Genomic DNA, 24,940 nt, shown 5'->3' on the forward strand with positions numbered 1-24,940 from the left:
TACCGACAAATCAAAATCGAACCAGAAGCAGGTTGTTTTAATGTCCCGACCCATAACCCCATTGCTCGATAAAGCGCCGACGCCGGACGCTTTGCGTGCATTGCCGGAGGCAGATCTGCCGCAGCTTGCGCAGGAATTGCGCGCCGAGATGATCGATGCCGTCTCCACAACAGGTGGGCATCTGGGCGCAGGTTTGGGTGTGGTTGAACTTACGGTCGCGTTGCATCACGTCTTCAACACGCCGCATGACCGCATCATCTGGGACGTCGGACATCAGACTTATCCGCACAAGATTCTGACTGGTCGCCGTGATCGTATTCGCACATTGCGTCAGGAAGGCGGGCTTTCCGGCTTCACCAAGCGCGCTGAAAGCGAATATGATCCATTTGGTGCGGCGCATTCATCGACATCGATTTCCGCTGGCCTTGGCATGGCGGTCGCCTCCGATCTCTCGGGCCAAAAGCGCAATGTAATTGCGGTTATTGGCGATGGTTCCATGTCGGCGGGCATGGCCTATGAAGCGATGAACAATGCCGGTGCGCTCGATGCGCGCCTCATCGTCATCCTCAACGACAACGATATGTCGATTGCGCCACCGACCGGCGCCATGAGCGCTTATCTGGCGCGCCTTGTTTCCGGCAAAACCTACCGCAGCGTGCGCGAGGCCGCCAAGCAGGTTGCCAAAAAACTGCCGAAGTTCCTGCAGGATAAAGCCCGCAAATCGGAAGAGTTCACACGTGCCTTCTTCACTGGCGGGACGATGTTTGAAGAGTTGGGCTTTTATTATGTCGGCCCTATCGACGGGCACAATCTCGACCATCTGCTGCCGATCCTGAAAAATGTTCGCGACGCACAGGAAGGTCCTGTGCTGATCCATGTGGTCACACAGAAGGGCAAGGGCTATGCGCCCGCCGAAGCTGCCGCCGACAAATATCACGGCGTCAACAAGTTCGATGTGATTACCGGCAAGCAGTCGAAGCCACCTGCAAATGCGCCGAGCTACACCAAGATTTTCGGCACGAGCCTGATCGAAGAAGCGCGTCACGACGACAAGATCGTGGCGATCACGGCTGCAATGCCAACAGGGACGGGCCTTGACCTATTTGGCGAAGTCTTCCCCAACCGCACGTTTGATGTCGGCATTGCCGAGCAGCACGCCGTCACTTTTGCTGCCGGTCTGGCCTCGGAAGGCTATAAGCCGTTCTGCGCCATTTACTCGACCTTCCTTCAGCGCGGCTATGATCAGGTCGTGCATGACGTATCGATCCAGAATCTGCCGGTACGTTTTCCTATCGACCGTGCCGGACTGGTGGGCGCAGATGGCCCGACCCATGCGGGTTCATTCGACACAGGCTTTCTCGCAGCGTTACCGGGTTTCGTGGTGATGGCTGCATCGGACGAAGCCGAACTGCGTCATATGGTGCGCACGGCTGCAGACTACGATGAAGGTCCGATCTCTTTCCGCTATCCGCGTGGCGATGGTGTCGGCGTCGAATTGCCGGAACGCGGCACGGCACTTGAAATCGGCAAGGGCCGCATTGTGCGTGAAGGCACCAAGGTTGCACTGCTTTCCTTCGGAACGCGCCTGCAGGAATGCCTGAGCGCTGCTGATGAGCTGGGTGCCGCAGGGCTTTCTACAACCGTTGCTGATGCGCGTTTTGCCAAGCCGCTGGACCATGACCTCATCCGTCGTCTCGCGCGCGAACATGAAGTGCTGGTGACTGTTGAGGAAGGCGCTGTCGGTGGCTTTGCCGCCCATGTCCTGCAATTTCTTGCAACCGATGGTCTGCTGGATCGTGGCCTCAAGGTTCGCGTGCTGACATTGCCCGACATCTATCAGGATCATGCCAAGCCGGAAGTCATGTATGCCAATGCCGGTCTCGACCGGGCAGGCATCGTACACACCGTCTTTGCCGCCTTGGGGCGTGAAGCAATAACCGCGTCCTTCCGTGCCTGATATTTCGTCCGATAAGAGCTTGCGGCTTGATCAGTTGCTGGTCGAACTTGGGCTGTCTGCGACGCGCTCACGTGCGCGCGATGCGATCCAGCGCGGCACGGTCACGGTGGATGGCAAGCCCGTCACCAAGGCGGGCCAAACGGTTCTGCGTACGGCAAAGATCGCCGTGGATGATCCGGCAAGCGCCTATGTTTCTCGCGGGGCACTAAAGCTCATAGCAGCGCTCGATCACTTTGGTCTTGATGTGAAGGGGCAGACTGCCCTTGATATTGGCGCATCGACCGGCGGCTTTACGCAGGTGCTTCTGGAACGCGGTGCCAACCACGTCATCGCTATTGATGTGGGGCACGACCAGTTGCATGAGACCCTGCGCAAGGATGCTCGCGTCATCAACAAGGAAGGTGTCAATGCGCGTGCGCTGGATTTCAGCCACCTTGATGGACGTGAAATCGATTGCGTGGTGTCAGATGTCAGTTTCATTTCGCTGAAACTCGCTTTGCCCCCGGCATTGGCCTTTGCGCAAAAAGGTGCTATCTGCGCGCTTCTCGTAAAGCCGCAATTTGAAGCTGGCCGCGAGGCCATTGGCAAGGGTGGCATTTTGCGCGACCCGGCAGATGGCGAACGCATAGCAGAAGAACTAAGATCATGGCTTGAGACGCAACCCGGTTGGCGCGCGCTCGGCCTCTGCCCGTCACCCATTGAGGGCGGCGATGGCAATCGTGAATACCTCCTGGCAGGAAAGAAAGACCAATGACGACGCCAAGCACTGGGCAAATTACAATCCGCTCGATCGGTGCGGGCGGCGATGGCGTCGCCAACCTTCCCGATGGCCAGATTTATGTGCCTTTCACACTGCCGGGTGAGGTGGCCAATGTTGCGCGCGACAAGAACCGTGCGACGGTTATGGCGCTTCTCGAAACGTCGCCTGAGCGGCAGGATCCGGCTTGCCAGCATTTTGAAGATTGCGGCGGCTGTGCGTTGCAGCATTGGCAGGATGAGCCCTATCGATTGTGGAAGCGTGAGCTGGTCGTTTCAGCGCTTAAAAGCAAAGGGCTCGATGTTGACGTGGATCCGCTGGTCGCCTGTCAGCCGCGCTCGCGACGCCGTGCGACCTTTGCTGCCCGCAAAACGGAAAAAGGCGTGCTGTTAGGCTTCAACCGCCACCAGAGCCATGAGATTATCGATATCGTTGAATGCGCTGTCACCGTGCCTGAAATTATTGCACGGCTTGATGATCTGCGCGAAGTGGGGGCACTGATTGCTCCTGGTTCCAAGCCGTTTAAACTGGCTGCAACGGTTACGGCATCAGGACTTGATCTGGCAGCAAGCGGCTGCGGCAAGCTGAGCGACGAGCAGCGCCGCGCACTGACTGCGCTCATTATGAAAAAGGGCTTTGCGCGCCTTTCGCATGAAGGCGAAATCATCGTGGAGCCGAAAAAGCCGATCATTCATTTCGGCAAAGTGCCGGTTCCGGTTCCACCGGGTTGCTTCCTGCAGGCAACCGCCGACGCAGAAGAAGTGATGGTGTCGCTCGTCCTTTCACATCTTGGCAAAGCAAAACGCGTTGCAGACCTCTTCTGCGGTGTTGGTACATTTGCACTGCGCATTGCTGAAAAGAGTGCGGTCCACGCGATTGAAAACGACGCACCGGCACTTGCTGCCCTTGATCGCGGCGTGCGCCACGTGCAGGGGCTTAAGCCCGTTTCGGTCGAACGGCGTGATCTGTTCCGTCGTCCGCTGATGCCAAAGGAATTGCTGCCTTACAATGCGGTTGTCTTTGATCCGCCACGTGCGGGTGCCGAAGAACAGGCGCTTGAGCTGGCAAAATCCAAGGTGGAGAAGATTGTCGCGATCTCGTGCAACCCCGTAACACTCGCCCGTGACCTCGCCATTCTGGTGAAAGGCGGCTACCGCATCACCCGCGTCACGCCGATTGACCAGTTCCTCTGGTCATCGCATGTAGAAGCGGTAGTGATGCTGGTGAAAAAGTAAAGTTGGATAAAAGCCGGGCGATTGAGCCCGGCTTTTCTATTTCTATCGGCGGTGTCAGTTGGCCAGTCCGTCAAAGTTCGTCAGAATGGTGGTCCAGCCCTTGATGTGGCCGTCTCGCGCTTCAGGGCTGCGGAATTTGACCTGTTTCAGCGTAATGTCGGTGGTATTCGCGTCGACCTCCTTGAGGTCTATCGTCACCACGCTGTCGTCCAGCGAATGGGGCGAATTCCATGTAAATGCCAAGCGTGAATGTGGATCGATTTCCAGATAAGTGCCCGAATGCGGCACGTCGCGGTCGACCATGTGCATGATGATGGAAAAGCGTCCGCCTTTCACAGCATCCGTGCTGACATCGGACGGTCCGGTGCTGTCGCTTGATGCACGCATGAATTTCGCGAGCGTCATGGGCGAGAGCCATGCGTCGAAAACTTTCTCCCGGGGAGCGGCGATCCTGTGATTGACTGTCAGTTCAAGCTCACTCATTTTCCTGTTCCTTCGAAACGAGTACATCTTCCAGCGCCATTAGGCGCAGTTCCCAGACAGACTTGAGTTCCGCGAACCATGCTTCCACTTCCCGCACGGGCTCAAGTTCGGCGGCAATGAAATGTTCGCGTCCTAAAGTCTTGCGGGTGACCAACCCTGCCTCCTCCAGCACCTTGATGTGTTTGGAGACCGAGTTGAGCGACATGTCGAAATGAGCGGCGAGTGCAGTCACTCTTGACGCACCCTCCTGAACGAGAAGCGTCAAGATATGCCGTCGGGTAACATCCCCCACAGCTTTGAGAATATGTGACAGAGCATCATCGTTCATTATTCACCCGTGAGGTTGAATATACTGCATTGTTAAAAATAGTCAACCATATGGTTGAATATACGCATGACCACCCGCGCGACGCAAGCGAATGGCGTTGAAGTTTAGGAAGAATAAGCCGTTTCTATAGAGGAAATGGAGAGGCTTTCTCAGGATTTTGGGGAAAGAGCGGCATTTACCGCCGCCTCTGCATGCAACCTTGTAGTGTCAAACACCGGCACGGGGCTATCCTGCTGACTGACAAGCAGCATGATTTCGGTGCAGCCGAGAATGATGGCTCTAGCCCCGCGCTCAACCAGACGATTGATGACAGCGCGGTATTTTTCGCGTGATGCATCGCGCACATCGCCCACCACCAGTTCCTGATAGATGATGTCATGCACGGTTTTGCGGTCGGCATCGTCAGGCACAAGGACTTCAAGTCCGTGTTTTGAAACGAGGCGACCTTTGTAGAAATCCTGCTCCATTGTGAAAGCAGTGCCAAGCAATCCGACTTTGGACAAGCCTGCGGCCTTGATCTTCTCCGCCGTCGGGTCGGCGATATGCACAAGCGGGATCGATGTGGCGTTTTCGACGTCAGCAGCCATTTTATGCATGGTGTTGGTGCAGATCAGGATGAAATCTGCGCCGCCCTTTTCAAGGTTCTGCGCCGCCTCGATCATAAGCTTGGTCAGCGCGTCCCATTTGCCTTCATGCTGAAGCTGCTCGATTTCACCAAAATCCATCGACCACATCAGACTCTTGGCTGAATGTGTGCCGCCGAGCCGTGCGCGGATTTCCTGATTGATGATGCGATAATATTCCTGCGAGCTTTCCCAGCTCATCCCGCCTATCAGCCCGATCGTCTTCATCAACCCCTCCCGGATAAAATTAAGGGCGGATCGCTCCGCCCCTGTAATTCGGTCATATGTTTTGGGCGAAAGCCGCAATCACATCTTTTCGATGATCTTCTGGTCGCCTTCATGTGCCTTGCCATTGGCGGCGATGATGGCGGGAACGATGTCTTCCGCCTTGTCGATAACCAGAGGCTTCACCTGATACGCGGTGTGCAGGAAACCTTCCGCCGTCATGTGCTCAAGGAGCGAGAGCATAGGCTGCCAGAAATTGTTGATGTTTGCGAAAACCATCGGCTTGCGATGCTTGCCGAGCTGCGCCCAGGTCATCATTTCCACGATTTCTTCAACCGTGCCGATGCCGCCGGGAAGGGTGACAAACGCGTCCGACTTCTGGAACATCAGATGCTTGCGCTCGTGCATGTCGCCTACCACGATAAGCTCGGTCAGCTCCTGCGCTTTTTCAAGGCTTGCTTCCTTGTTGAGCAGGAAGGTCGGGATGATGCCGGTGACTTCGCCGCCAGCTTCCATAACGCCTTGCGCAACCGCGCCCATGATGCCGCGCGTGCCGCCACCATAAACAAGGCGCAGGCCATGTTCAGCAATGGACCGGCCGAGCGTAACACCCGCTTCGCGATAGATGGGGTTCAGGCCCGTTGAAGAGCCGCAATAAACACAAATGGATCGAATCTCAGACATGATTTTCTTGTGCGCTTTTGCCGTTTCAGCGTCAAGCTTTGGCGTGGTGAATTGGTCGGTTTAGAGTATGTCTCCCAAAAGTGGAAACCGGTTTTGGGAGACATGTGTAAAAACAAAAAGCTAGAGCATTTCGAATGATTCCATTTAAACCGGAAATGCTCTAGCTGGACATTTTCGAGCATAACTATATCTCTTGAGAGGTGGAATTTTGACAGGGAGTTGAGTTGTTCATGAGCAAATGGATTCTATTGCTTGGTCTTTCGCTGGCGGCTTCCAGCGCGTCGGCAGGTGAAATCAACATCACGTTGCCCGACGATATCGAGGTGACGACCAACTCCGTCCTCTACACTTGCGGCGATAAGAATGTCTCTGCCACTTACTATAATGCTGGCGATATTTCTCTCGCTGAGCTGGAAATGGAAGACCAGACAGTGGTGGCTGCCAACGTAATTTCCGGCTCCGGTGCCAAATATGCAGGTGGCATTTACATTTGGTGGACCAAGGGTGAAACTGCAGATTTGTATAATCTGATGGACGATCCTGAGCAGGAAAAGCCAATCAGCTGTGTTGAACAGTAATTTTTCTGCAATAAACGCCTCATAACTTGCGTAATTCTGCTCTGATTTCTTGTAGGCCAAAGCAAAAGGCGGTAAACCCATTGATTAATTTATCTCATGTGGGTTCCGGGCCGAAATGCAAAACTACAGATATGGGGTTATCGGTGTTCTTCTCGTCCTCGTTCTAGGCGGGGGCGCATATTATTGGAATTCTGTAAAGGAGCAGGGCGCATCGTCGGGTTCAGACGTGGTAGCAACGGCTCCCGAAGCGGGCAACGCGCAAAAGCCAGCCGAAGCGCAAGCGCCTGCGGCTGTGCAGGAGCAGCAGAAACCTGCCGAAGTGATGCCGGAACCGGCCACCCCAGAAGCGCCTAAAGAGGCCAAGGTGCCAGCGTTCGATATTTTGCGTGTCGAACCTGATGGCTCCGTCGTAATTGCAGGTCAGGCTGCGGCCAATGCCGCTGTCGAAGTCATTTCTGGCTCAAAGGTATTAGGAACGACCAAGGCCGGCGAGAACGGTGATTTCGCTATTGTTCTTGATGAGCCGCTTGAGCCGGGCGATCACCAATTGGTGCTGCGTGCAGGCGGTGCAGGTGGCGACGTTGCCACATCGGCGCAAACGGCCATTGTGTCCGTGCCAGATAGCAGCACTGGTCAGGTTTTGGCTCTTGTCGAAGAGCCGGGTCAGGCAAGTCGCCTGATCACCAAGCCGGAAGCTCCTGCACAACAGGCGACATCTTCGCCGGAAGCTGGCGCAACGACAACGGAGCAAGTGCCTCAGGTGAAACCCGATCCGGATGCGCCGATTGCTATTGAGGCCGTGGAAATCGAAGGCGATAAGGTTTTCGTTGCTGGCAACGCCAAGGGCTCCAAAGCGGGTAGCAGCGTTGTTGTGAACGCTAATGATATTATGCTTGGTGCCAGCGCGATTTCTCCAGAAGGTCGTTTTCTGGTGCAAAGCCAGAAGCCTCTTGCTGTCGGTGATTATATCATCCGTGCCGATCTGATGGATAGCAGTGGACGGGTGATTGCGACCGCGCGCGTACCTTTCCGTCGCGAAGCTGGTGAGAATGTTTCGGCGATAGCTTCCGAAACAAGCGGCCAGAATGGTAGCGCAGAGGATGCCTCCACGAGTGTGCCATTGCAGAAGGTGGAAGGCTCGGTGATTATTCGCAAGGGTGATAATCTCTGGACAATTTCCAAGCGCACTTACGGTAAGGGCACACGCTATACGACCATCTATCTCGCCAATCGCGACCAGATCCGTAATCCGGATTTGATTTTGCCTGGGCAGGTCTTTGTCATGCCACAGCAGCCGCTGGGTGATGACGAAGTGCAGCGTCGCCTGCAAGATTCCTCGAACTGACGCAAAACAGCAATATCTGTTTTGTGAACGCAGTGTCCCTTAGAAAGGACGCTGCGTTATATTGCTTTTTTGAGTATAATCGTATATCGTCGATTTACGATGAAGATTTCTCCAGAAGCGATGTCCGATATTTTCCCGGGCGTAGATGATGATCTTGCGGCGCGCATTTATGCAGCGCTCGGTCATCCCGTTCGTATTCACATTCTCCGACAGCTGATTTTTGAAGATGCCTGCTGCTGCAAGGACATTGTCGGGCGTCTCGATCTTGCTCAGTCTACCGTCTCGCAGCATCTCAAAGTTCTCGTACAAGCGGGCCTCATTGACTACCGGCCCGACCGCCAGACCTCGCGCTACAGCGTCAACTGGCAGCAACTGACTATCATTCGTTCGCATCTCGCAGCCTTTCGTAACGGCTGTTGCGAAACAACTGTCTGATTTGAAAGAAACACCATGAGCTCCCCCAAAACTGTTTCTGCCGATTCCGGCGAGACGTTCAAAACATTGCGAAATCTCTGGCCCTATATGTGGCCAACGGAACGACCGGACCTTCGGATGCGTGTGGTCTGGGCAACGTTCTATTTGGTGATCTCGAAGATCGTTCTGATCCTCGTTCCCTATTTCTTCAAATGGGTAACGAATGCACTGAACGGTCAGCTTGATGCGCCGGGTTACATTCCGCTTATCCTGACCGGCGCAGTTATGCTGGTACTGGCCTATAATGCGGCCAAGATTATTCAGGCCGGTTTGAATCAGCTTCGCGACGCGCTGTTTGCCAGCGTCGGCCAATATGCTGTGCGCCAGCTTGCCTACAAGACCTTCGTGCACATGCATCAGCTCTCGCTGCGTTTCCATCTGGAGCGGCGCACGGGCGGGCTCTCGCGCGTAATTGAGCGCGGCACCAAGGGCATTGAAACGATTGTCCGGTTCACCATCCTCAACACGCTGCCAACTATTCTCGAATTTGCGCTGACGGCGGTGATTTTCGCCTTTGCCTACGGCTTTTCCTATCTTCTGGTCGTGGCTGCAACGGTCTGGGCTTATACGTGGTTCACGATCAAGGCGAGTGACTGGCGTATTAATATTCGTCGCGAGATGAATGATTCTGATACGGACGCCAACACCAAGGCCATCGACTCGCTGCTCAATTTTGAAACCGTCAAATATTTCGGCAATGAGACGATGGAAGCCAAGCGCTTCGATGCGTCCATGGCGCGCTATGAAGATGCGGCAACCAAGACATGGACATCACTTGGCTGGCTGAACTTCGGTCAGGCCGTCATTTTCGGCGTTGGTATGGCGATTGTCATGGTGATGTCGGCACGTGAAGTGCAGGCGGGCACACAGTCGCTCGGCGATTTCGTCTTCATCAATGCCATGTTGATGCAGCTCTCCATTCCACTCAACTTCATCGGTTTTATCTATCGCGAAATCCGTCAGGGGCTCACGGACATCGAGCAGATGTTCGACCTTCTTGATGTGCAGCAGGAAGTGCAGGACAAGCCGGGCGCCGAGCCGCTCAAGGTCGACAAGGCTGCAATCCGTTTTGACGATGTGCATTTTGCCTATGACTCCAACCGCCCAATCCTCAAAGGCATCAGCTTTGAGGTGCCAGCGGGTAAGACGGTGGCGATTGTCGGCCCATCGGGTGCAGGCAAGTCTACAATCTCGCGACTGCTGTTCCGCTTTTATGATGTTCAGTCCGGTTCCGTCACAATCGACGGGCAGGATGTGCGTGACGTGACGCAGGAAAGCTTGCGTAAAGTGATCGGCATGGTGCCGCAGGACACAGTGCTGTTCAACGATACGATTGCATATAATATTCGCTACGGACGCACGGATGCGGCGGACGAGGAAGTGGAAAAGGCTGCCGAAATGGCACAGATTTCCGGCTTCATCAGACACCTGCCGGAAGGCTATCAGGCGATGGTCGGCGAGCGCGGTCTGAAACTCTCGGGTGGCGAAAAGCAGCGTGTGGCGATCGCCCGCACGATCCTGAAGGCACCGCCAATCCTCATTCTCGATGAGGCAACATCAGCACTTGATACGGCGACAGAACAGGAAATCCAGTCGGCGCTCGATATCGTCAGCCGTGGCCGCACAACACTTGTTATCGCTCACCGCCTCTCGACTGTAATCGGTGCGGATGAAATAATTGTGCTCAAAGACGGTCTGATTGCCGAGCGCGGCACCCATCGGGCGTTGCTCAAGCAAGATGGCCTCTACGCTTCGATGTGGAACCGTCAGCGTGAAGCTGATGAGGCAGAAGAACGCCTGCGTCAGGTCCGCGAAAGTGACGATATGGGTGTGGTCATTCGCGGTACTCCTGCGGCTGAGTAACCAGACGACTGTCAGGGTGTCTTCACGAACCCTGACAGTCGTGAATAAATTGCGAAATACGTTTCGATTTTAAGCGGGATGAGTTAAAACCGGGCCAAGCTGTCGCATCGTGCCGTTGATCAGGGGAGATTTTCGGCAAGGCGATGCGCATATAAAATCACTAGAGCGCAAGACGCGTCGTTAGACATGCTGCGCTCCAGAAGGAAAAGCGATGAGCCTGTCTGATACTATTCGTAACACTTTCGTGCCGATCCATCGTGAAGGTTATCCGTTTATCGCGGGCTTTTTCGTGGTCTCGCTTATTCTGGGCTGGCTGTGGAACCCGCTGTTCTGGATCGGTCTCGTTCTCACCATCTGGTGCATCTATTTCTACCGTGACCCGGAGCGGGTTACGCCGATTGCTGACGATCTCGTCATCAGCCCTGCTGACGGCAAGGTTTCTTTTGTCGGTCCGGCAATCCCGCCTGCGGAACTGGATCTTGGTGCCGAGCCTCTGATGCGTGTTTCGGTTTTCATGAATGTGTTTTCGGTGCACATCAATCGCGCGCCGGTCCGTGGCCGCATCGAGAAGATTTTCCATCGTCCGGGCAAGTTCCTGAATGCTGAACTCGATAAGGCCAGCACCGAAAATGAACGCAATTCCGTTTTGATCGATAGTGCCAATGGTAAAGTCGGTGTTGTGCAGATCGCGGGTCTGGTTGCACGCCGTATCGTCTGCTGGTCGCGCGAAAGCGATAATCTTTCGGTCGGTGAGCGCTTCGGCCTGATCCGTTTTGGCTCACGCGTTGATGTTTATCTTCCAGCCGGTGCATCGGTTCGTGTCGCTGTCGGCCAGACTGCTGTAGCTGGCGAGACCGTTCTTGCTGAGTTCGGTAGCGAACGCGTTGAACCTGTGGTGCGGATCGCCTAAGCCGATGGAAACACCGTTCCCACCCTTCGAGCCTAATGGCCGTGTGGATTCATCCCGCGGCCCAAGACTTTCGCAGATACCTCTGCGTATCGTAATTCCGAATGTCATCACGGTCCTTGCCATTTGCGCAGGCCTGACTGGAATTCGGCTGGCCTTTGAGCATCGTTTCGAACTTGCCGTGGCGATGGTGCTGATAGCGGCCTTTCTTGACGGTATCGACGGCCGCGTTGCCCGCATGATGAAGGGCTCGTCCAAGTTCGGCGAGCAGATGGATTCGCTGGCCGATATCGTCAATTTTGGCGTTGCACCGGCATTGGTTCTCTATGTCTATGTGCTTGATCAGGCCCGGTCTTTCGGCTGGATCGCAGCACTTCTCTATGCGATTGCCTGTTGCCTGCGCTTAGCGCGCTTCAATGTGATGCTGGAGGATCCTAATCGTCCCCCTTGGCAGAGTAATTACTTCATTGGCGTTCCGGCACCCGCAGGCGCCATGTTGGTTCTGCTGCCGGTCTATCTGGGCTTTCTCGGGCTAACTCCGGGCAAGGCGCTGGCTTTTGGTGTCGCAATTTATACGGTTGCGATTGCTTTCCTGCTGGTGAGCCGTCTTCCGGTTTATAATGGTAAGTCTGCGGGCAGTCTGGTGCGCCGTGATATCGTCATGCCGCTCATTCTAATGGTCGTCATTTACGTGGCTTTCCTGATGAGTTTTACCTGGCACACACTGGCGCTGACTGCTTTGGCCTATGTCGCGTTCCTGCCGCTTAGTCTGGTTGCGTGGAACCGTCGTGAAGCAGCTGATCGCAAGGCTGCTCTTGAAAGTGAGCCGTCAGAGGAAGTCTGACTGCAAGTAGTTGCCGATGAAATGCACGCGCTCCTGAACCGATGATTTCGGCAGGAGCGCGATTTCATATCCAAGCTCTCTATAGGTCTGCTCCATGGCCTCGAAGGTACGCAGAGCTTCATCGAAGTCCTGTTTGCGCTCGGCATCCTGCCCGAAAATTTCCGCCCATGGCGGAGCCAGAAACACTGTTCTGTTATATTGAATCACTTTAGCGGCTTCATACATATGCGGCGGTACAGGCAGTTCGCAAAGCCGTAAATAACCGATCACATCCGGCACGCCGCGGTCAAAAAAGACCGGACCTTCAAGTGTTTGCGCGACTTTGTGCGAGCGCATTTCCCACGACAGCATAAGTTCGGCAAAGAGGGAGCGGTCAGCCCATGGCAGCGCTGTGCCGCCGATCGCGACCTGATCCTGAATGATCGCGCGACCAGCTTCCACCGTGCGGAAGTAGCCGTGTTTTTCGAGGGCATCAATCAGCGTGCTTTTGCCCGATCCGGGCCCGCCGCTGATAATAATGAAATGTTGATGGTCGTGAGACATCTGTTCTCCTTGTAAAAATACACAAAAGCGCGCGCGGTAGCACGCAACGGAGTAGTTTGGTCGGGTGGGGGAGGCCGCTTTGAAAAAAGGCCGAAAGATACGGCGAGCGGAAACTTAAAAAAGAATAGTCCCGGCCTTGGTATTGCACAAGGCCGGAAAAGTAAAAATCAGGATGGCATGTGATAATCGAGGAAGCGGTCCTGACGGACGTCAAACAGCTTGCCGGTAACATCGAGCGCCGGATCGGCAAGCTTGACGATTTTCTCAGCAACAGACTGCGGCGTCGGCAGGGTTTCGGGGTCTTCGCCCGGCATTGCCTGTGCACGCATGGCGGTGCGGGTTGCGCCCGGATTGACCGAGTTGACGTTGAGTTTCATCTGCTTGGTTTCTTCTGCCCAGCTGCGCGCCATCACTTCGACAGCAGCCTTGGAAGCCGCATAAGGGCCCCAGAATGCGCGGCAGGAATGGGCGACACCTGATGAAAGCAGGATTGCACGTCCCGCATCGGATGCGCGCAGCAGCGGGTCAGTGGTGCGGATCAGTCGCCACACGCTGGTAACATTGACGTTCATGACCTTTTCGAAAGTCTTGGCTTCGACATGGCCGATGGGGGAAATCGTACCAAGAACACCCGCATTCGCAACCATGATATCGAGTTTGCCCCAGCGCTCATGAATAGAGCCGCCAAGACGGTCAATTGCTTCCATGTCGGTAATGTCGAGCGGCACGAGCGTAGAGCTGCCGTCAAGCTTGCGAATTTCGTCGTCCAGTTCTTCCAGTCCCCCAACGGTGCGCGCAACAGCAATCACATGTGCGCCGCGTTTTGCCAGTTCAAGTGAAAGAAAATAGCCAATGCCGCGCGATGCGCCCGTTACCAAAGCCAGACGGCCTGTAAGGTCGATGCTCATTCCAGTCCCCAATTTCAGTCATGAGATTTGCAATAAAAGCGAGGCGGCCTTTGGGGCCGCCTGCGTGAAAGATGAGTGATCAGCCGTTGCTGGCGAGCAGGGACAACGTATGAACGTTGCTTTCGCCTTCCTGATCCAAAAGACGAGTTGGATATTCGCCCGTGAAATAGTGATCGGTGAAGGCGGGTGCCTTCGGATCACGAGGCTGTCCGCCGACGGCCTTGTAAAGACCGTCAATCGAAAGGAATGCCAGCGAATCCGCACCGATATAACGGCACATGGATTCAAGGCTGTCATGCTGGTTTGCCAGCAGTTTTTCACGGTCCGGCGTATCGATACCGTAGAAGTCCGGATGGAAGATCATCGGGCTTGCAACGCGGATATGCACTTCCTTCGCACCCGCATCACGGATCATCTGCACGATCTTGACCGAAGTGGTGCCGCGCACAATGGAATCATCCACCAGAACGACGCGCTTGCCTTCGATCATTGCACGGTTGGCTGAATGCTTGAGCTTCACACCAAGGGCGCGGATCTGTTGTGTCGGCTCGATAAAAGTACGGCCAACATAGTGATTGCGGATAATGCCGTATTCGAATGGAATGCCGCTGGCCTGTGCAAAGCCCAGTGCGGCAGGCGTGCCGCCATCGGGTACGGGCACAACCACATCGGCCTCGACGCCAGCTTCGGCTGCGAGATTCATGCCCATATTCTTGCGCGCGACGTAGACACTGCGTCCGCCAACGACCGAATCCGGGCGTGCAAAATAGACATATTCGAACAAGCAAAGGCGTTCCGGCTGCGGATTGTCTGCCTTGATGCATTCGGTGGTGATCGAGCCATCTTTCTGGATTTCGCAGATGATGACTTCGCCGTTTTCGACGTCGCGAATATATTTCGCGCCGATGATATCGAGTGCACAGGTTTCAGAACAGAAGATTGGCTTGCCGTCGAGTTCGCCCATGACGAGAGGACGAATGCCGATTGCATCACGAGCCGCAATCAGCTTGGTGCGGGTCAGCGCCAGCATTGCGTAACCGCCTTCGACCTGACGGATCGCATCGACAAAGCGAGCGCTCGACGAGGCCTGACGCGAGCGCGCAATCATGTGCAACACGACTTCAGTGTCGGATGTCGCCTGAAAGATTGCGCCAGAGGCGATGAGTTGCTTGCGCAGCGTAATACCGTTGGTGAAGTTGCCGTTATGCGCAATCGCGATGCCACCGACTTCCAGCTCCGCGAACAATGGCTGCACATTGCGCAGGATTGTTTCACCCGTCGTGGAATAGCGTACATGACCGATGGCGCGATCGCCGGGCAAGCGGTTCAGCGTAGAGGCGTCGGTGAAGTGATCCCCCACCAGTCCCATGTGCCGTTCAGAATGAAAGCGGCGGTTGTGATAAGACACAATACCGGCAGCTTCCTGTCCGCGATGCTGAAGAGCATGCAAGCCCAGAGCGGTCAGTGCTGCGGCGTCCTCATGGCCAAGAATGCCAAATACACCGCACTCTTCATGCAACGTATCATCGTCCAGCATAAAGGAGGTTTCATCATGCGATTGTTGGAACATTGTCCGCAAGGCCTTTCGATTGCGGTTACTAAAAGCAACATTTACAGGAAAAGGCCGCGTTTTAAAAGCGATCCCTTGCATGCTGTGCGTTTCAGCCGCTGATATAGAGCATTTCCAGCAAAAGTGCGAAGCGGTTTTGCGTCGGATAATGCGAAAAGACAAAGAGATAGAGCATTTCCAATGATTCAAGAAAAACAGAAATGCTCTAGTGTAAGACTTTGACTAAAAACAGATGAAACCGACAGCTTTATGCTGCCGGTTTCAAAAAGGTTCATTCAGGATCAGTTTGCAGCCGGTGTATCGTCCGGTACAGGCGTCTCGGTCTGATCACCTGTCTGGCCGCCAGCTGGGGCCGGAGTTTCCTGTCCGGGTTTGAACTTTTTAATTGCCGATTCCGGATCAGCCGGCAGGAGGTCGATCAACTGCTGGCCGAAGGAATCAAGCATCGGCTTGGATTTCGCATTGTTGACCCATGCTGGCTGGTTGGTTGGAACAAGCCAGTTGAAGAACAGCATAGCAACAACAACAAGAAGAACGCCGCGTGCTGCACCGAACAAAAAGCCGAGTGTGCGGTCAAGGGCACCGATGCGGCTGTCGATGATGAAATCGGCAATCTTCATGGTGATAAGCGAAACAACGATCAGAACCACAAGGAAAACTGCGCCAGCGGCTGCGATCTTTGCGATGGTCTCGTTGTTGATATAGGGCTGAAGGAACGGCAGCACGGGCATATAGAACAAATACGCCGCTGCGGCCGCTGCTGCCCAGGAAACCAGCGAGAGCACTTCGCGAGAAAAACCGCGGACCATCGCAAGAACGGCCGAAACCAGCGTTATTCCGAGTAGAATTCCATCAAGTAACGTAATCGGCATTCTGGCCTGTCCTTAATTTATACGCAGCGTGGCTTTTTGCATTCGAGCACCTGCGGGGCAGTCAAACTTGGCTAAGCATAACACTGGAAAGTTGACGAAATCTTCCGCCGTTAAATCCCATTAAATTCAATGATCTGCAACCTGATGTTTGCAGGCGAGGGTTATTTCTTGCCTGGACCTGATGCGGCAATGCGCACAACAAGGTCCGACAGGGCGGTTGTTTCCATAAGTCCGAAGTTGCGATCTTTCCAAAGCTCGCTACTTCCGCCGGGCACAACTGCTTGTCGGAAGCCGAGTTTTTCTGCTTCCTTCAGCCTCTGTACTGCATGTGACACCGCACGAACAGCGCCAGAAAGGCTGATTTCGCCGAAATAAACACTATCTGCCGGAAGGGCAATACCGGCAATGGACGAAACAAGCGCTGCAGCCACTGCAATATCGGCGGCAGGCTCGCTGATGCGATAGCCGCCAGCGACATTGAGATAGACATCGTGTTGGCCAAAACGAACGCCGCAATGTGATTCGAGCACGGCCAAAATCATGGCGAGGCGGCTTCCGTCCCAGCCCACAACGGCGCGGCGCGGTGTGCCAAGCGAGGAGGGGGAGACAAGTGCCTGTATCTCAACGAGAACCGGGCGTGTGCCCTCCATTCCAGCAAAGACGGCTGCACCCGGCGATTTTGCATTGCGCTCGCCGAGGAACAATTCGGAAGGGTTCGAGACTTCGCGCAACCCACCATCCGACATTTCAAACACACCGATTTCATCGGTTGGGCCGAAGCGGTTTTTGACGGTGCGCAAGATTCGGTACTGGTGTCCGCCTTCGCCCTCAAAATAGAGAACACCATCAACCATGTGTTCGACAACGCGTGGCCCGGCAATCTGGCCCTCCTTGGTCACGTGACCAACGAGAACGACCGCTGCACCGGTCTGCTTGGCATAGCGGATCATCGCCTGCGCGGAAGATCGCACCTGAGTGACGGTTCCGGGGGCTGAGTCTGCCATATCGGTCCACAATGTCTGGATGGAATCGATGATGACCAGATCGGGCCGCTTGCCGTCGGAAACGGTGGCGAGAATGTCTTCGACATTGGTTTCAGCGGCCAGTTCGACTGTGCTGGATGCCACGCCAAGTCTTTGCGCACGCAGACGAATCTGTGCGACTGCTTCTTCGCCCGATACATAGACGATGCGGTGGCCGTGGTTTGAAAGAGCCGCAGCTGCTTGCGTCAGCAGTGTCGATTTGCCGATACCCGGATCGCCACCGATCAAGACTGCGGAGCCACGCACGAACCCGCCGCCCGTTACACGGTCCAGCTCGCTGATACCTGAGATGATGCGTGGCGCGTCTTCGATTTCGCCTGAAAGCGACGTCAGAGCAACAGCCCGACCCTTGCGTTTGGAAAGCATGGATCCGGGGCCGGAGCCGATACCGCTATTGGTGCCTTCTTCGACAAGCGTGTTCCACTCGCCGCAGGAGTCGCACTTACCCGCCCAGCGCGTGTGAACCGCGCCGCAATTCTGGCAAATGAACTGAACGCGTGCCTTGGCCATTAGGCACGCTCCGTCGTGATCGTGATTTTATTCATACTGCTCCGGGATATAAGACCCCTCGGCCAGATCTGCAAATCGCGTAAACTCGGCCTGGAAAGCAAGCTTGACGGTGCCGGTTGGTCCGTGACGCTGCTTGGCAACGATCACGTCGGCAGTGCCGCGCACTTTTTCGAAGTGCTGCTTCCATTCTTCGTACTTAGGATCGAATTCGTCACGCGGTTCGAGGTTCTTGACATAATATTCTTCGCGGAAAACGAACAGCACCACGTCGGCGTCCTGCTCGATCGAACCCGATTCACGAAGATCGGAGAGCTGCGGGCGTTTGTCTTCACGGCTTTCCACCTGACGGGAGAGCTGTGATAGCGCAATGATTGGAACATTGAGCTCCTTGCCGAGTGCCTTTAAGCCGGTGGTGATTTCCGTGATTTCCTGCACGCGGTTCTGCGCGGAAGCCTTGGACGAACCGGTCATCAGCTGGACGTAATCGATAACCAGAACATCAAGGCCGCGCTGGCGCTTCAAGCGGCGCGCGCGCGCTGCAAGCTGTGCAATCGAGATACCACCCGTCTGGTCGATATAAAGCGGTATCTTCTGCATGACCTGCGAACAGGCAACGAGCTTTTCGAAGTCGGTTTCGGTAATGTCACCGCGACGGATTTTTGAGGAGGAGACTTCCGTCTGCTCGGAAATGATACGGGTCGCGAGCTGTTCCGCCGACATTTCGAGCGAGAAGAAGCCAACAACGCCACCATTCTTGGCTTTCATCGTGCCATCAGCCTGCTGTTCGGCTTCATAAGCATTGGCGATGTTGAAAGCGATGTTGGTGGCAAGCGAGGTCTTACCCATGCCCGGACGACCGGCGAGGATGATCAAGTCGGAAGGCTGCAAGCCGCCCATCTTGCCATCGAGCGTATGAATCCCGGTGGAAACACCCGACAGATGACCATCGCGCATGAAAGCGGCGTTTGCCATATCGACGGCGGTTGTGACCGCATCTTTGAATGCCTGAAAGCCACCGTCATAACGCCCTGTTTCGGCAAGCTCGAACAGGCGGCGTTCTGCGTCTTCGATCTGTTCCTGCGGTGCGTTGTCGACTGGCGCATCATAGGCGACATTGACCATGTCTTCGCCAATGCCAATGAGCGCACGGCGCGTCGCAAGATCATAGATCGCGCGGCCATAATCTTCGGCATTGATGATGGTGACTGCTTCTGTCGCAAGACGCGCAACATATTGGAACACGGTCAGATCACCGATCTTGCCTTCATTAGGCAGGAAGGTCTTCATCGTAACCGGATTGGCCATCTTGCCAACACGGATAAGATCTGTGGAAATTTCGTAGATTCGGCGATGCAACGGCTCGAAGAAATGGGTTGGCTTCAGGAAGTCTGAAACCCGGTAAAAAGCGTCGTTGTTGATCAGAATAGCACCGAGAAGTGCCTGTTCCGCTTCAATATTGTGGGGTGCTTCACGATAAAGCGCATCTTTTTGCTCGCGCGCATCATCAAGTTTGCGTACCGCCGCTTCCGCCATGATTCTCTGGTCCTGTCTCTGATCTTCCCAGCTAGACCTGAAGTGAAGCCAAACGCAACGCAGCCTCAAGGTGATTCCTGCCGGGAGAGATAAGCTATACCATGATTCACAGGCATCCACAGTTTGCGGTTTAAACTTTTGCACCGGGACTTGACGAACGTTGTGATGCAGAATGGCTGCTGCTACGAAACCCAAAACAAGCTTCAGAGGGATTCTTTCATGCGTTCTCGTTTCATATCGGCGTGGCTGGCGGCCATCGCCTCTTTGTCATTTTTGTCTTTTCCGGCGGCAGCATCTGAGCCGATCAAGGTCAAGGTTTTCATCGCCGCAATGTTCGAGATCGGCCAGAATAGTGGAGATCGCGCTGGCGAGTTTCAGAACTGGTTTGAGCGCTACTGGAAAGATGCCAAGCCTATTGAAGTGAAGGGTGCTTTGAAACCGGTCTATTGCAATGACGATGGTGTTTGCGGTTCGGTTCTTGGTATGGGTAAAGTCAACTCATCGGCCAGTATGCAGGCCATTCTGCTCGACCCGGCTTTTGACTTCTCGAAGAGCTATTATGTTCTGTCGGGCGTAGCGGGAACGCCACCTTCTCGTGGAACCATCGGCGATGTGAGCTGGGCGACCTGGCTTGTCGATTATGACCTTGGGCATCGCTGGATGCCAGAAGAAGGCAAGGCCGGTGAGCCGGTATTTATGCCACGTAAAGGTTATGAGGACTATCGCGTCTTCAAACTTAATCCTGATCTGATTGCCGCCGCGATGCGCCTTGGCAAAGATGTGAAGCTTGAGGATTCGAAAGAAGCACAAGCCTACCGGATGCGTTACCCGGATAAGGCTGCACAGGCCGCACCTTCCTTGAAAGAGGGCACCCATATGACGGGTGACACCTTCTTCCATGGTCCCGGCCTGTCGAAGGAAGCGCAGTATATCGCAAAGCTCTATGGCGCTGACGACTATCTGATCACGGAAATGGAAGCGGCTTCGATCACGCTCGTCATCAAGCGTCAGTTCGGCACAGACCGCATTCTCAGTCTGCGCGGTGCGGTGAATTTCGATCAGGGCAACCCGAATGAAACAACATTGCAGCATCTTGATCCGGCACCGGGCGAAACCGCTGGTGGTTTTGCTGAAACGGTGAAGAACATCTATCTGGTTGGTTCTCCAGTGGTCGATGAAATTGCGACCCATTGGGACAAGTGGGAAGCGGGCGCACCCAAGGCTGAATAAACTGAAAAGGGTTGCCGGAATTATCCAGGCAGCCCTTTGTCTCTGTGTAGATTTTCCTCACGCCTTTACACGCTTGCTTGGTGCCTGCGTTTCACTGTTGGCCCCTTTGGGTGCACTGTCGAGCCGCTTCAGACGCTTTTCTTCCGCCTCGATGTAATTGCGTGTCAGCGGCACAGCTTCCTGCTTGTGGGAAATCTGGATGTGGAAGACCATCATATTCTGCCAGCGGAAAGCACTTTCCGAGGCTGCCAGATAAAACTCCCACATGCGGCAGAAGCGTTCGTCGTAAAGTGCTTTTGCTTCATCTCGGCGCGCCATGAAGGCAAGCCGCCATTCTTTCAGCGTTTCCGCATAATGAAGCCGCAGGATTTCAATGTCCGTGACATAAAGCCCGGCTTTTTCGATATGTGGCAACACCTCGGAAAGAGCCGGAATATAGCCGCCGGGGAAAATATGTTTGCGGATAAACGGATTGGTAGCGCCGGGGCCATCCGCGCGGCCGATTGCATGAAGCAGGAAAACGCCGTCTTTTTTCAGCAAGCGTGCCGCGTGCTGGAAATATTCAGCGAAGTGTCCAACGCCCACATGCTCAAACATGCCAACTGAAACGAGCCGGTCGAACTGGTCGTCGATATTGCGATAGTCGGTAAGCTGAAACTTTGCACGGTCTGCAAGGCCTTCGTCGACAGCGCGCTTATTGGCGATGGCGTGCTGCTCTTCCGATAAAGTGACGCCGGTTACATTGGCCTTGAGATAGCGGGCGAGATAAAGCCCCATACCACCCCATCCGCAACCGATATCCAATATCTTGTCGCCTTCGTTGACGAGAAGTTTCGCTGCGATATGGCGTTTCTTGGCGAGCTGTGCTTCAGCGAGTGTCGCATTTGGTGTTTCAAAATAAGCGCAGGAATATTGTTTGTCGGGATCAAGAAACAGGTCGTATAGCGCACCTGAAAGATCGTAATGGCTTTTGACGTTGCTCGATGACCGAGCTAAATTATTCATCTGCTGGAAGCGACGGAACAACACACGGAACTTTCCCGCAGCTTTCATCCAGGGTTCGGTGGCCGCTGTAGGCCCGGTGTTCTCAAAGACAATTTTGAGCAGCGTATAAATATCACCATTGAGAAAGTCGATTTCGCCATCCATGAAGCATTCTGCAAGCTTCAATTCCGGGTCGAGTGCAACGGCACGCTCGGCATGGCGGGTATTAAAACGGATATGAACCGGTTCACCGGTCTTGTCTCCATACTGATTGGCAGTCCCATCAGAATCGGTAACCGTCAGGTCGCCGATTTTGATCATATGCGAAAGAACTGTACGCAGCATTCCATACATTGGCCCCATCTCCTTGCTGAGATCGGAGCTAGTGCAAACATCCATGCGGTTGCACGGCAGGCGGCTTGTTGCCTGAATTAAAACGCTTCCCGAAAAGTACGAAACGGTTTTCGGTTATGATGCGTTAAAACAAAAGTAGAGCGTCGTTTTCAGTCATTGCGAACAGCGCTCTATAGCCGCTCTGTCATCAGATTTTCAGGCAATTTCCCTTTGGTCAGTCTGTTTTTGGCCGGCCTCTGGCTATTCGCCTGAGCAAACGCGGACGTTTCCGTCAGCACCCTCTCCAATCCAATACTAATGAAGAGAATAGGCAAAATTTCTGATCTGAAAAGAGAAAATGCCCGACGGAGACCGCCGGGCATGATCATATAAAGTTTACCACCATTGGAAACATCGCCGAAGAGCAGTGCTTCCCTGGAGGAAAGAGCAGGGCAGATTAAGCCTGGTCTTCGCCTTCTTCGTCTTCGTCGAAGACTTCTTCAGCAAGTGGTGCTTCTTCGATGCCATAGATAGCTTCGATCGAGGTCAGGTCTTCACCCTTTGCCTGACGTTCGGCTTCTTCAGTCGAACGAGCGATGTTTACGGAAACCGTAACAGTCACTTCAGGATGCAGCGTGATGACGATGTCATGTACGCCAATTGCCTTGATCGGCTGCTTCAGTTCAACCTGGTTGCGGTGCAGGTTGAAGCCATTTGCAGTGATGATTTCAGCGATGTCGCGGGTCGAAACCGAACCGTACAGCTGACCGGTTTCACCAGCGGAACGAACAACGATGAACGATTCGCCGTTGAGCTTGGTTGCAACTGCTTCAGCTTCGTTCTTGCGCTCAAGGTTCTGAGCTTCGAGCTGGGCGCGCTGGCCTTCGAACTTCTTGCGGTTGGCTTCGTTGGCACGAAGAGCCTTGCCCTGTGGCAGAAGGAAGTTACGGGCAAAGCCGTCCTTGACCTTTACAGTGTCGCCCATCTGACCGAGGCGGGCGATGCGTTCCAGAAGAATAACGTCCATTTGAGTTTCCTTTCGAGATTTAAATTTGGATTTATTGGTTGTCGGCATTCGGTATTTTCGAAATTGGTGCGCCACGCGACGTATCGAAAAGGCCGAAAACCATGAAGACAAAAAGCAGGAACGCGAACAGGATGATCGCCACATAAACGAACCACAGTACGACTGGTCGCCATGGCTTGCCACGGGTGCGCTGATGGAATGTCGCAAGGCCTGCAATCATGAAGCCGAAGCTCAGTGCGCCAACAACTACCGTGGCGATGAGTCCAGCGGCACCGGGCAGAAATGCTACTGCGAGAGCCACGGCGAAAACCAGAAGTGCCGGGCGTGGCATACGCATTGTTGCGGGCCAGTCATCGCGTGGGCGGCGCAGGCGACCTGAAAGAGCGGTCAGGCGCAGGGCCAGATAGAGATTGCCGACCAGAATGGCGAGGCAAGTCGCTGGCTGGATTGCTGGCAGTGCTACCATCAGAAGCGCGCTGACGCTCTGGCGCATGTCATCGCTTGCAGTGAACTGCGGGTCGGCTTCGGCAAGGCGGTCGATCAGCGTGTTTGCGAGTTCTCGCGCCATATCCGGCCCGAAACCAAGAATGAAACCGATGATGATAAAACTTGCTGCAACCATCAACGCCAGACGGAAGACGATATCCGAAAGCGGATACCAGACCATGACGTCCTCAGGGCCGCCGAGTTCGGAGGCGGGACGAGCAAGACCGGAAAGATAAGCACCGATCGCAGCGGGCGCGTAACTTGTGAGCGCCATGAGCAATGCGGCCATAGGAGCCGCAAAAATGCCGACAGCAATAGTGGCGGCAGCAGCGGCAACAAGCCCTGCGCTCGAACCCCAGCCAAGAGCGGCAACAAAAATAGGCAGCGGTGTCAGGAAATAAAGAACCACCGCCATTCCCGATTGGGCAATGACGCCGGACGACATCAATGCCGAGGCAAGCCCCGCCAATATGCCGACACCAATGATGGTTCCATTGAATTTCATAAACTCGCTGTCCTGCTCCGGCTATTCCGGTTTTGCAGTTAGAGGTGCGGACAAAGTCGCGTTCACCCCAACTTGGGATTTTAGTACACCGGTCGCGCCCATCGCATCCGGGGAATATCGTGAGGCGGCATAAGCTGCCGCCTCACGAAAAGTCTTAACTCAGATCTTACTTCACAACGTATGGAAGCAGGCCGAGGAAACGAGCGCGCTTGATCGCCTTGGCGAGTTCGCGCTGCTTCTTCTGGCTGACAGCCGTAATACGGGAAGGAACGATCTTGCCGCGTTCAGAAATGTAACGCTGCAGGAGCTTGATGTCCTTGTAGTCGATCTTCGGAGCGTTTGCGCCGGAGAACGGGCACGTCTTACGACGACGATGGAAAGGACGACGGGTCGGGATCTGATTGATATCAACCATGATTATGCTCCTTCACCAGCTTCGTTGTCACGTGGACGGCGTGGGCCACGATCACCGCGGTCGCCGCGATCACCACGGTCGAAACCGCCTTCGCGTGGACGGCGTGGGCCGCGGTCGTCACCATCGCGTTCACGACGGTCGTCGCGGCGCGAAAGCATAGCCGACTGGCCTTCTTCGTGTTCTTCAACGCGAACGGTGAGGAAGCGCAGAACGTCTTCGTTGATGCGCATCTGGCGTTCCATTTCAGCAACGGCAGCTGCCGGAGCGTCAATGTTTACGAGCGTGTAATACGCCTTGCGATTCTTCTTGATACGGTAGGTGAGGGGACGAAGACCCCAGTTTTCTACCTTACCGACCTTGCCGCCATTAGCTTCGAGGACACCCTTGTACTGTTCGACGAGAGCGTCGACCTGCTGCTGGGAAATGTCCTGGCGGGCAAGAAGCACATGTTCATAAAGAGCCATTGGCTTTGCCTTTCTTCTGTTACATCATGCTGGCACTAACGGCTAAGCCTCTGCGACTTCTCTTTTACCGGAAAACCGGAGAAGAAAGGACGCTGGGTAAAGACAATCGAGAGCGGAGACACGGGAGGCAGAAGCACTTAAGACTTCCACATGCATTCTCACTTTTAACGGTGAGGAAGACATGCTCCTCCGTTCAGCCCCCAGCTAATGCCAG

General features: G+C 54.7%; 25 protein-coding genes. 10 read left to right on the forward strand and 15 right to left on the reverse strand.

Going from position 1 to position 24,940, the window contains the following annotated elements:
• Positions 1-40: 40 nt before the first annotated feature.
• The 3 genes from dxs to ACSME1_RS09535 are packed head-to-tail and all read left to right on the forward strand — an operon-like array spanning position 41 to position 3,949.
• Entirely contained in the window at positions 41-1,957 is a 1,917-nt protein-coding gene (gene dxs / locus ACSME1_RS09525) for a 1-deoxy-D-xylulose-5-phosphate synthase (protein ID WP_024896158.1), read from the forward strand.
• Positions 1,950-2,711, forward strand: a complete 762-nt coding sequence (locus ACSME1_RS09530; protein WP_024896159.1) for a TlyA family RNA methyltransferase — start codon at positions 1,950-1,952, stop codon at positions 2,709-2,711. The genes dxs and ACSME1_RS09530 overlap by 8 nt, the downstream gene beginning before the upstream one ends.
• Complete coding sequence (locus ACSME1_RS09535) at positions 2,708-3,949, forward strand: class I SAM-dependent RNA methyltransferase (protein WP_024896160.1); 1,242 nt, start codon at positions 2,708-2,710, stop codon at positions 3,947-3,949. Before ACSME1_RS09530 ends, ACSME1_RS09535 begins: the two co-directional genes overlap by 4 nt.
• Positions 3,950-4,003: 54 nt before the next feature.
• Here the strand turns inward: ACSME1_RS09535 and ACSME1_RS09540 are convergent, their stop codons facing one another.
• The 4 genes from ACSME1_RS09540 to ACSME1_RS09555 form a co-directional block, all read right to left on the reverse strand.
• On the reverse strand, positions 4,004-4,432 hold the full coding sequence (locus ACSME1_RS09540) for an SRPBCC family protein (RefSeq protein ID WP_024896161.1): 429 nt from the start codon (positions 4,430-4,432) through the stop codon (positions 4,004-4,006).
• Positions 4,425-4,760, reverse strand: coding sequence for an ArsR/SmtB family transcription factor (locus ACSME1_RS09545; protein ID WP_024896162.1), 336 nt, complete (start codon positions 4,758-4,760; stop codon positions 4,425-4,427). The genes ACSME1_RS09540 and ACSME1_RS09545 overlap by 8 nt, the downstream gene beginning before the upstream one ends.
• A 149-nt stretch (positions 4,761-4,909) precedes the next feature.
• Complete coding sequence (locus ACSME1_RS09550) at positions 4,910-5,611, reverse strand: aspartate/glutamate racemase family protein (protein WP_105705327.1); 702 nt, start codon at positions 5,609-5,611, stop codon at positions 4,910-4,912.
• A 78-nt stretch (positions 5,612-5,689) separates the two neighbouring features.
• Entirely contained in the window at positions 5,690-6,292 is a 603-nt protein-coding gene (locus ACSME1_RS09555; RefSeq protein WP_105705326.1) for a TIGR00730 family Rossman fold protein, read from the reverse strand.
• Between the two features lie 230 nt (positions 6,293-6,522).
• Between ACSME1_RS09555 and ACSME1_RS09560 the strand changes: the two genes are divergently transcribed.
• From ACSME1_RS09560 to pssA, 6 genes are all read left to right on the forward strand, one after another.
• Positions 6,523-6,870 carry an MliC family protein gene (locus ACSME1_RS09560; RefSeq protein ID WP_024896164.1) on the forward strand — a complete coding sequence of 116 codons (348 nt, stop codon included), beginning with the start codon at positions 6,523-6,525 and terminating at the stop codon, positions 6,868-6,870.
• 115 nt (positions 6,871-6,985) lie between these two features.
• Positions 6,986-8,215: a LysM peptidoglycan-binding domain-containing protein gene (locus tag ACSME1_RS09565; protein WP_105705324.1), complete on the forward strand. Its 1,230-nt coding sequence runs from the start codon at positions 6,986-6,988 to the stop codon at positions 8,213-8,215.
• A gap of 99 nt (positions 8,216-8,314) precedes the next feature.
• A complete protein-coding gene (locus ACSME1_RS09570; RefSeq protein ID WP_105705322.1) occupies positions 8,315-8,650 on the forward strand; it encodes an ArsR/SmtB family transcription factor in 336 nt (111 codons plus the stop codon).
• A gap of 15 nt (positions 8,651-8,665) precedes the next feature.
• On the forward strand, positions 8,666-10,552 hold the full coding sequence (locus ACSME1_RS09575; protein ID WP_024896167.1) for an ABCB family ABC transporter ATP-binding protein/permease: 1,887 nt from the start codon (positions 8,666-8,668) through the stop codon (positions 10,550-10,552).
• A gap of 211 nt (positions 10,553-10,763) precedes the next feature.
• Entirely contained in the window at positions 10,764-11,462 is a 699-nt protein-coding gene (locus tag ACSME1_RS09580) for a phosphatidylserine decarboxylase (RefSeq protein WP_024896168.1), read from the forward strand.
• A gap of 4 nt (positions 11,463-11,466) precedes the next feature.
• On the forward strand, positions 11,467-12,303 hold the full coding sequence (gene pssA, locus ACSME1_RS09585) for a CDP-diacylglycerol--serine O-phosphatidyltransferase (protein WP_024896169.1): 837 nt from the start codon (positions 11,467-11,469) through the stop codon (positions 12,301-12,303).
• Here the strand turns inward: pssA and ACSME1_RS09590 are convergent.
• From ACSME1_RS09590 to ACSME1_RS09615, 6 genes are all read right to left on the reverse strand, one after another.
• On the reverse strand, positions 12,289-12,846 hold the full coding sequence (locus tag ACSME1_RS09590) for an AAA family ATPase (RefSeq protein ID WP_024896170.1): 558 nt from the start codon (positions 12,844-12,846) through the stop codon (positions 12,289-12,291). The genes pssA and ACSME1_RS09590 overlap by 15 nt on opposite strands.
• A 167-nt stretch (positions 12,847-13,013) precedes the next feature.
• Complete coding sequence (locus tag ACSME1_RS09595) at positions 13,014-13,754, reverse strand: SDR family NAD(P)-dependent oxidoreductase (protein WP_024896171.1); 741 nt, start codon at positions 13,752-13,754, stop codon at positions 13,014-13,016.
• A 79-nt stretch (positions 13,755-13,833) separates the two neighbouring features.
• A complete protein-coding gene (purF, locus tag ACSME1_RS09600) occupies positions 13,834-15,324 on the reverse strand; it encodes an amidophosphoribosyltransferase (protein WP_024896172.1) in 1,491 nt (496 codons plus the stop codon).
• A 281-nt stretch (positions 15,325-15,605) separates the two neighbouring features.
• Entirely contained in the window at positions 15,606-16,196 is a 591-nt protein-coding gene (locus tag ACSME1_RS09605) for a CvpA family protein (RefSeq protein WP_024896173.1), read from the reverse strand.
• A 161-nt stretch (positions 16,197-16,357) separates the two neighbouring features.
• Positions 16,358-17,749: a DNA repair protein RadA gene (gene radA, locus ACSME1_RS09610; protein ID WP_024896174.1), complete on the reverse strand. Its 1,392-nt coding sequence runs from the start codon at positions 17,747-17,749 to the stop codon at positions 16,358-16,360.
• A gap of 27 nt (positions 17,750-17,776) precedes the next feature.
• Entirely contained in the window at positions 17,777-19,282 is a 1,506-nt protein-coding gene (locus ACSME1_RS09615) for a replicative DNA helicase (RefSeq protein ID WP_024896175.1), read from the reverse strand.
• Positions 19,283-19,501: 219 nt separating this feature from the next.
• Here ACSME1_RS09615 and ACSME1_RS09620 point away from each other — a divergent pair, with 219 nt between their 5' ends.
• Entirely contained in the window at positions 19,502-20,512 is a 1,011-nt protein-coding gene (locus ACSME1_RS09620) for a purine-nucleoside phosphorylase (protein ID WP_024896176.1), read from the forward strand.
• A gap of 57 nt (positions 20,513-20,569) precedes the next feature.
• Here the strand turns inward: ACSME1_RS09620 and ACSME1_RS09625 are convergent, their stop codons facing one another.
• From ACSME1_RS09625 to rpsF, 5 genes are all read right to left on the reverse strand, one after another.
• On the reverse strand, positions 20,570-21,850 hold the full coding sequence (locus ACSME1_RS09625) for an SAM-dependent methyltransferase (RefSeq protein WP_024896177.1): 1,281 nt from the start codon (positions 21,848-21,850) through the stop codon (positions 20,570-20,572).
• Between the two features lie 436 nt (positions 21,851-22,286).
• Positions 22,287-22,856: a 50S ribosomal protein L9 gene (gene rplI / locus ACSME1_RS09630; protein WP_024896179.1), complete on the reverse strand. Its 570-nt coding sequence runs from the start codon at positions 22,854-22,856 to the stop codon at positions 22,287-22,289.
• 31 nt (positions 22,857-22,887) lie between these two features.
• The gene (locus ACSME1_RS09635) at positions 22,888-23,847 is read right to left on the reverse strand and encodes a DUF2232 domain-containing protein (RefSeq protein WP_024896180.1); all 960 of its coding nucleotides are present in this window, start codon (positions 23,845-23,847) and stop codon (positions 22,888-22,890) included.
• A gap of 166 nt (positions 23,848-24,013) precedes the next feature.
• The gene (gene rpsR / locus ACSME1_RS09640) at positions 24,014-24,262 is read right to left on the reverse strand and encodes a 30S ribosomal protein S18 (RefSeq protein ID WP_006466219.1); all 249 of its coding nucleotides are present in this window, start codon (positions 24,260-24,262) and stop codon (positions 24,014-24,016) included.
• 2 nt (positions 24,263-24,264) lie between these two features.
• Positions 24,265-24,726, reverse strand: coding sequence for a 30S ribosomal protein S6 (gene rpsF, locus ACSME1_RS09645; protein ID WP_024896181.1), 462 nt, complete (start codon positions 24,724-24,726; stop codon positions 24,265-24,267).
• Positions 24,727-24,940: the final 214 nt, after the last annotated feature.

Source organism: Brucella pituitosa (assembly GCF_965577835.1).
Lineage (GTDB): Bacteria > Pseudomonadota > Alphaproteobacteria > Rhizobiales > Rhizobiaceae > Brucella > Brucella pituitosa.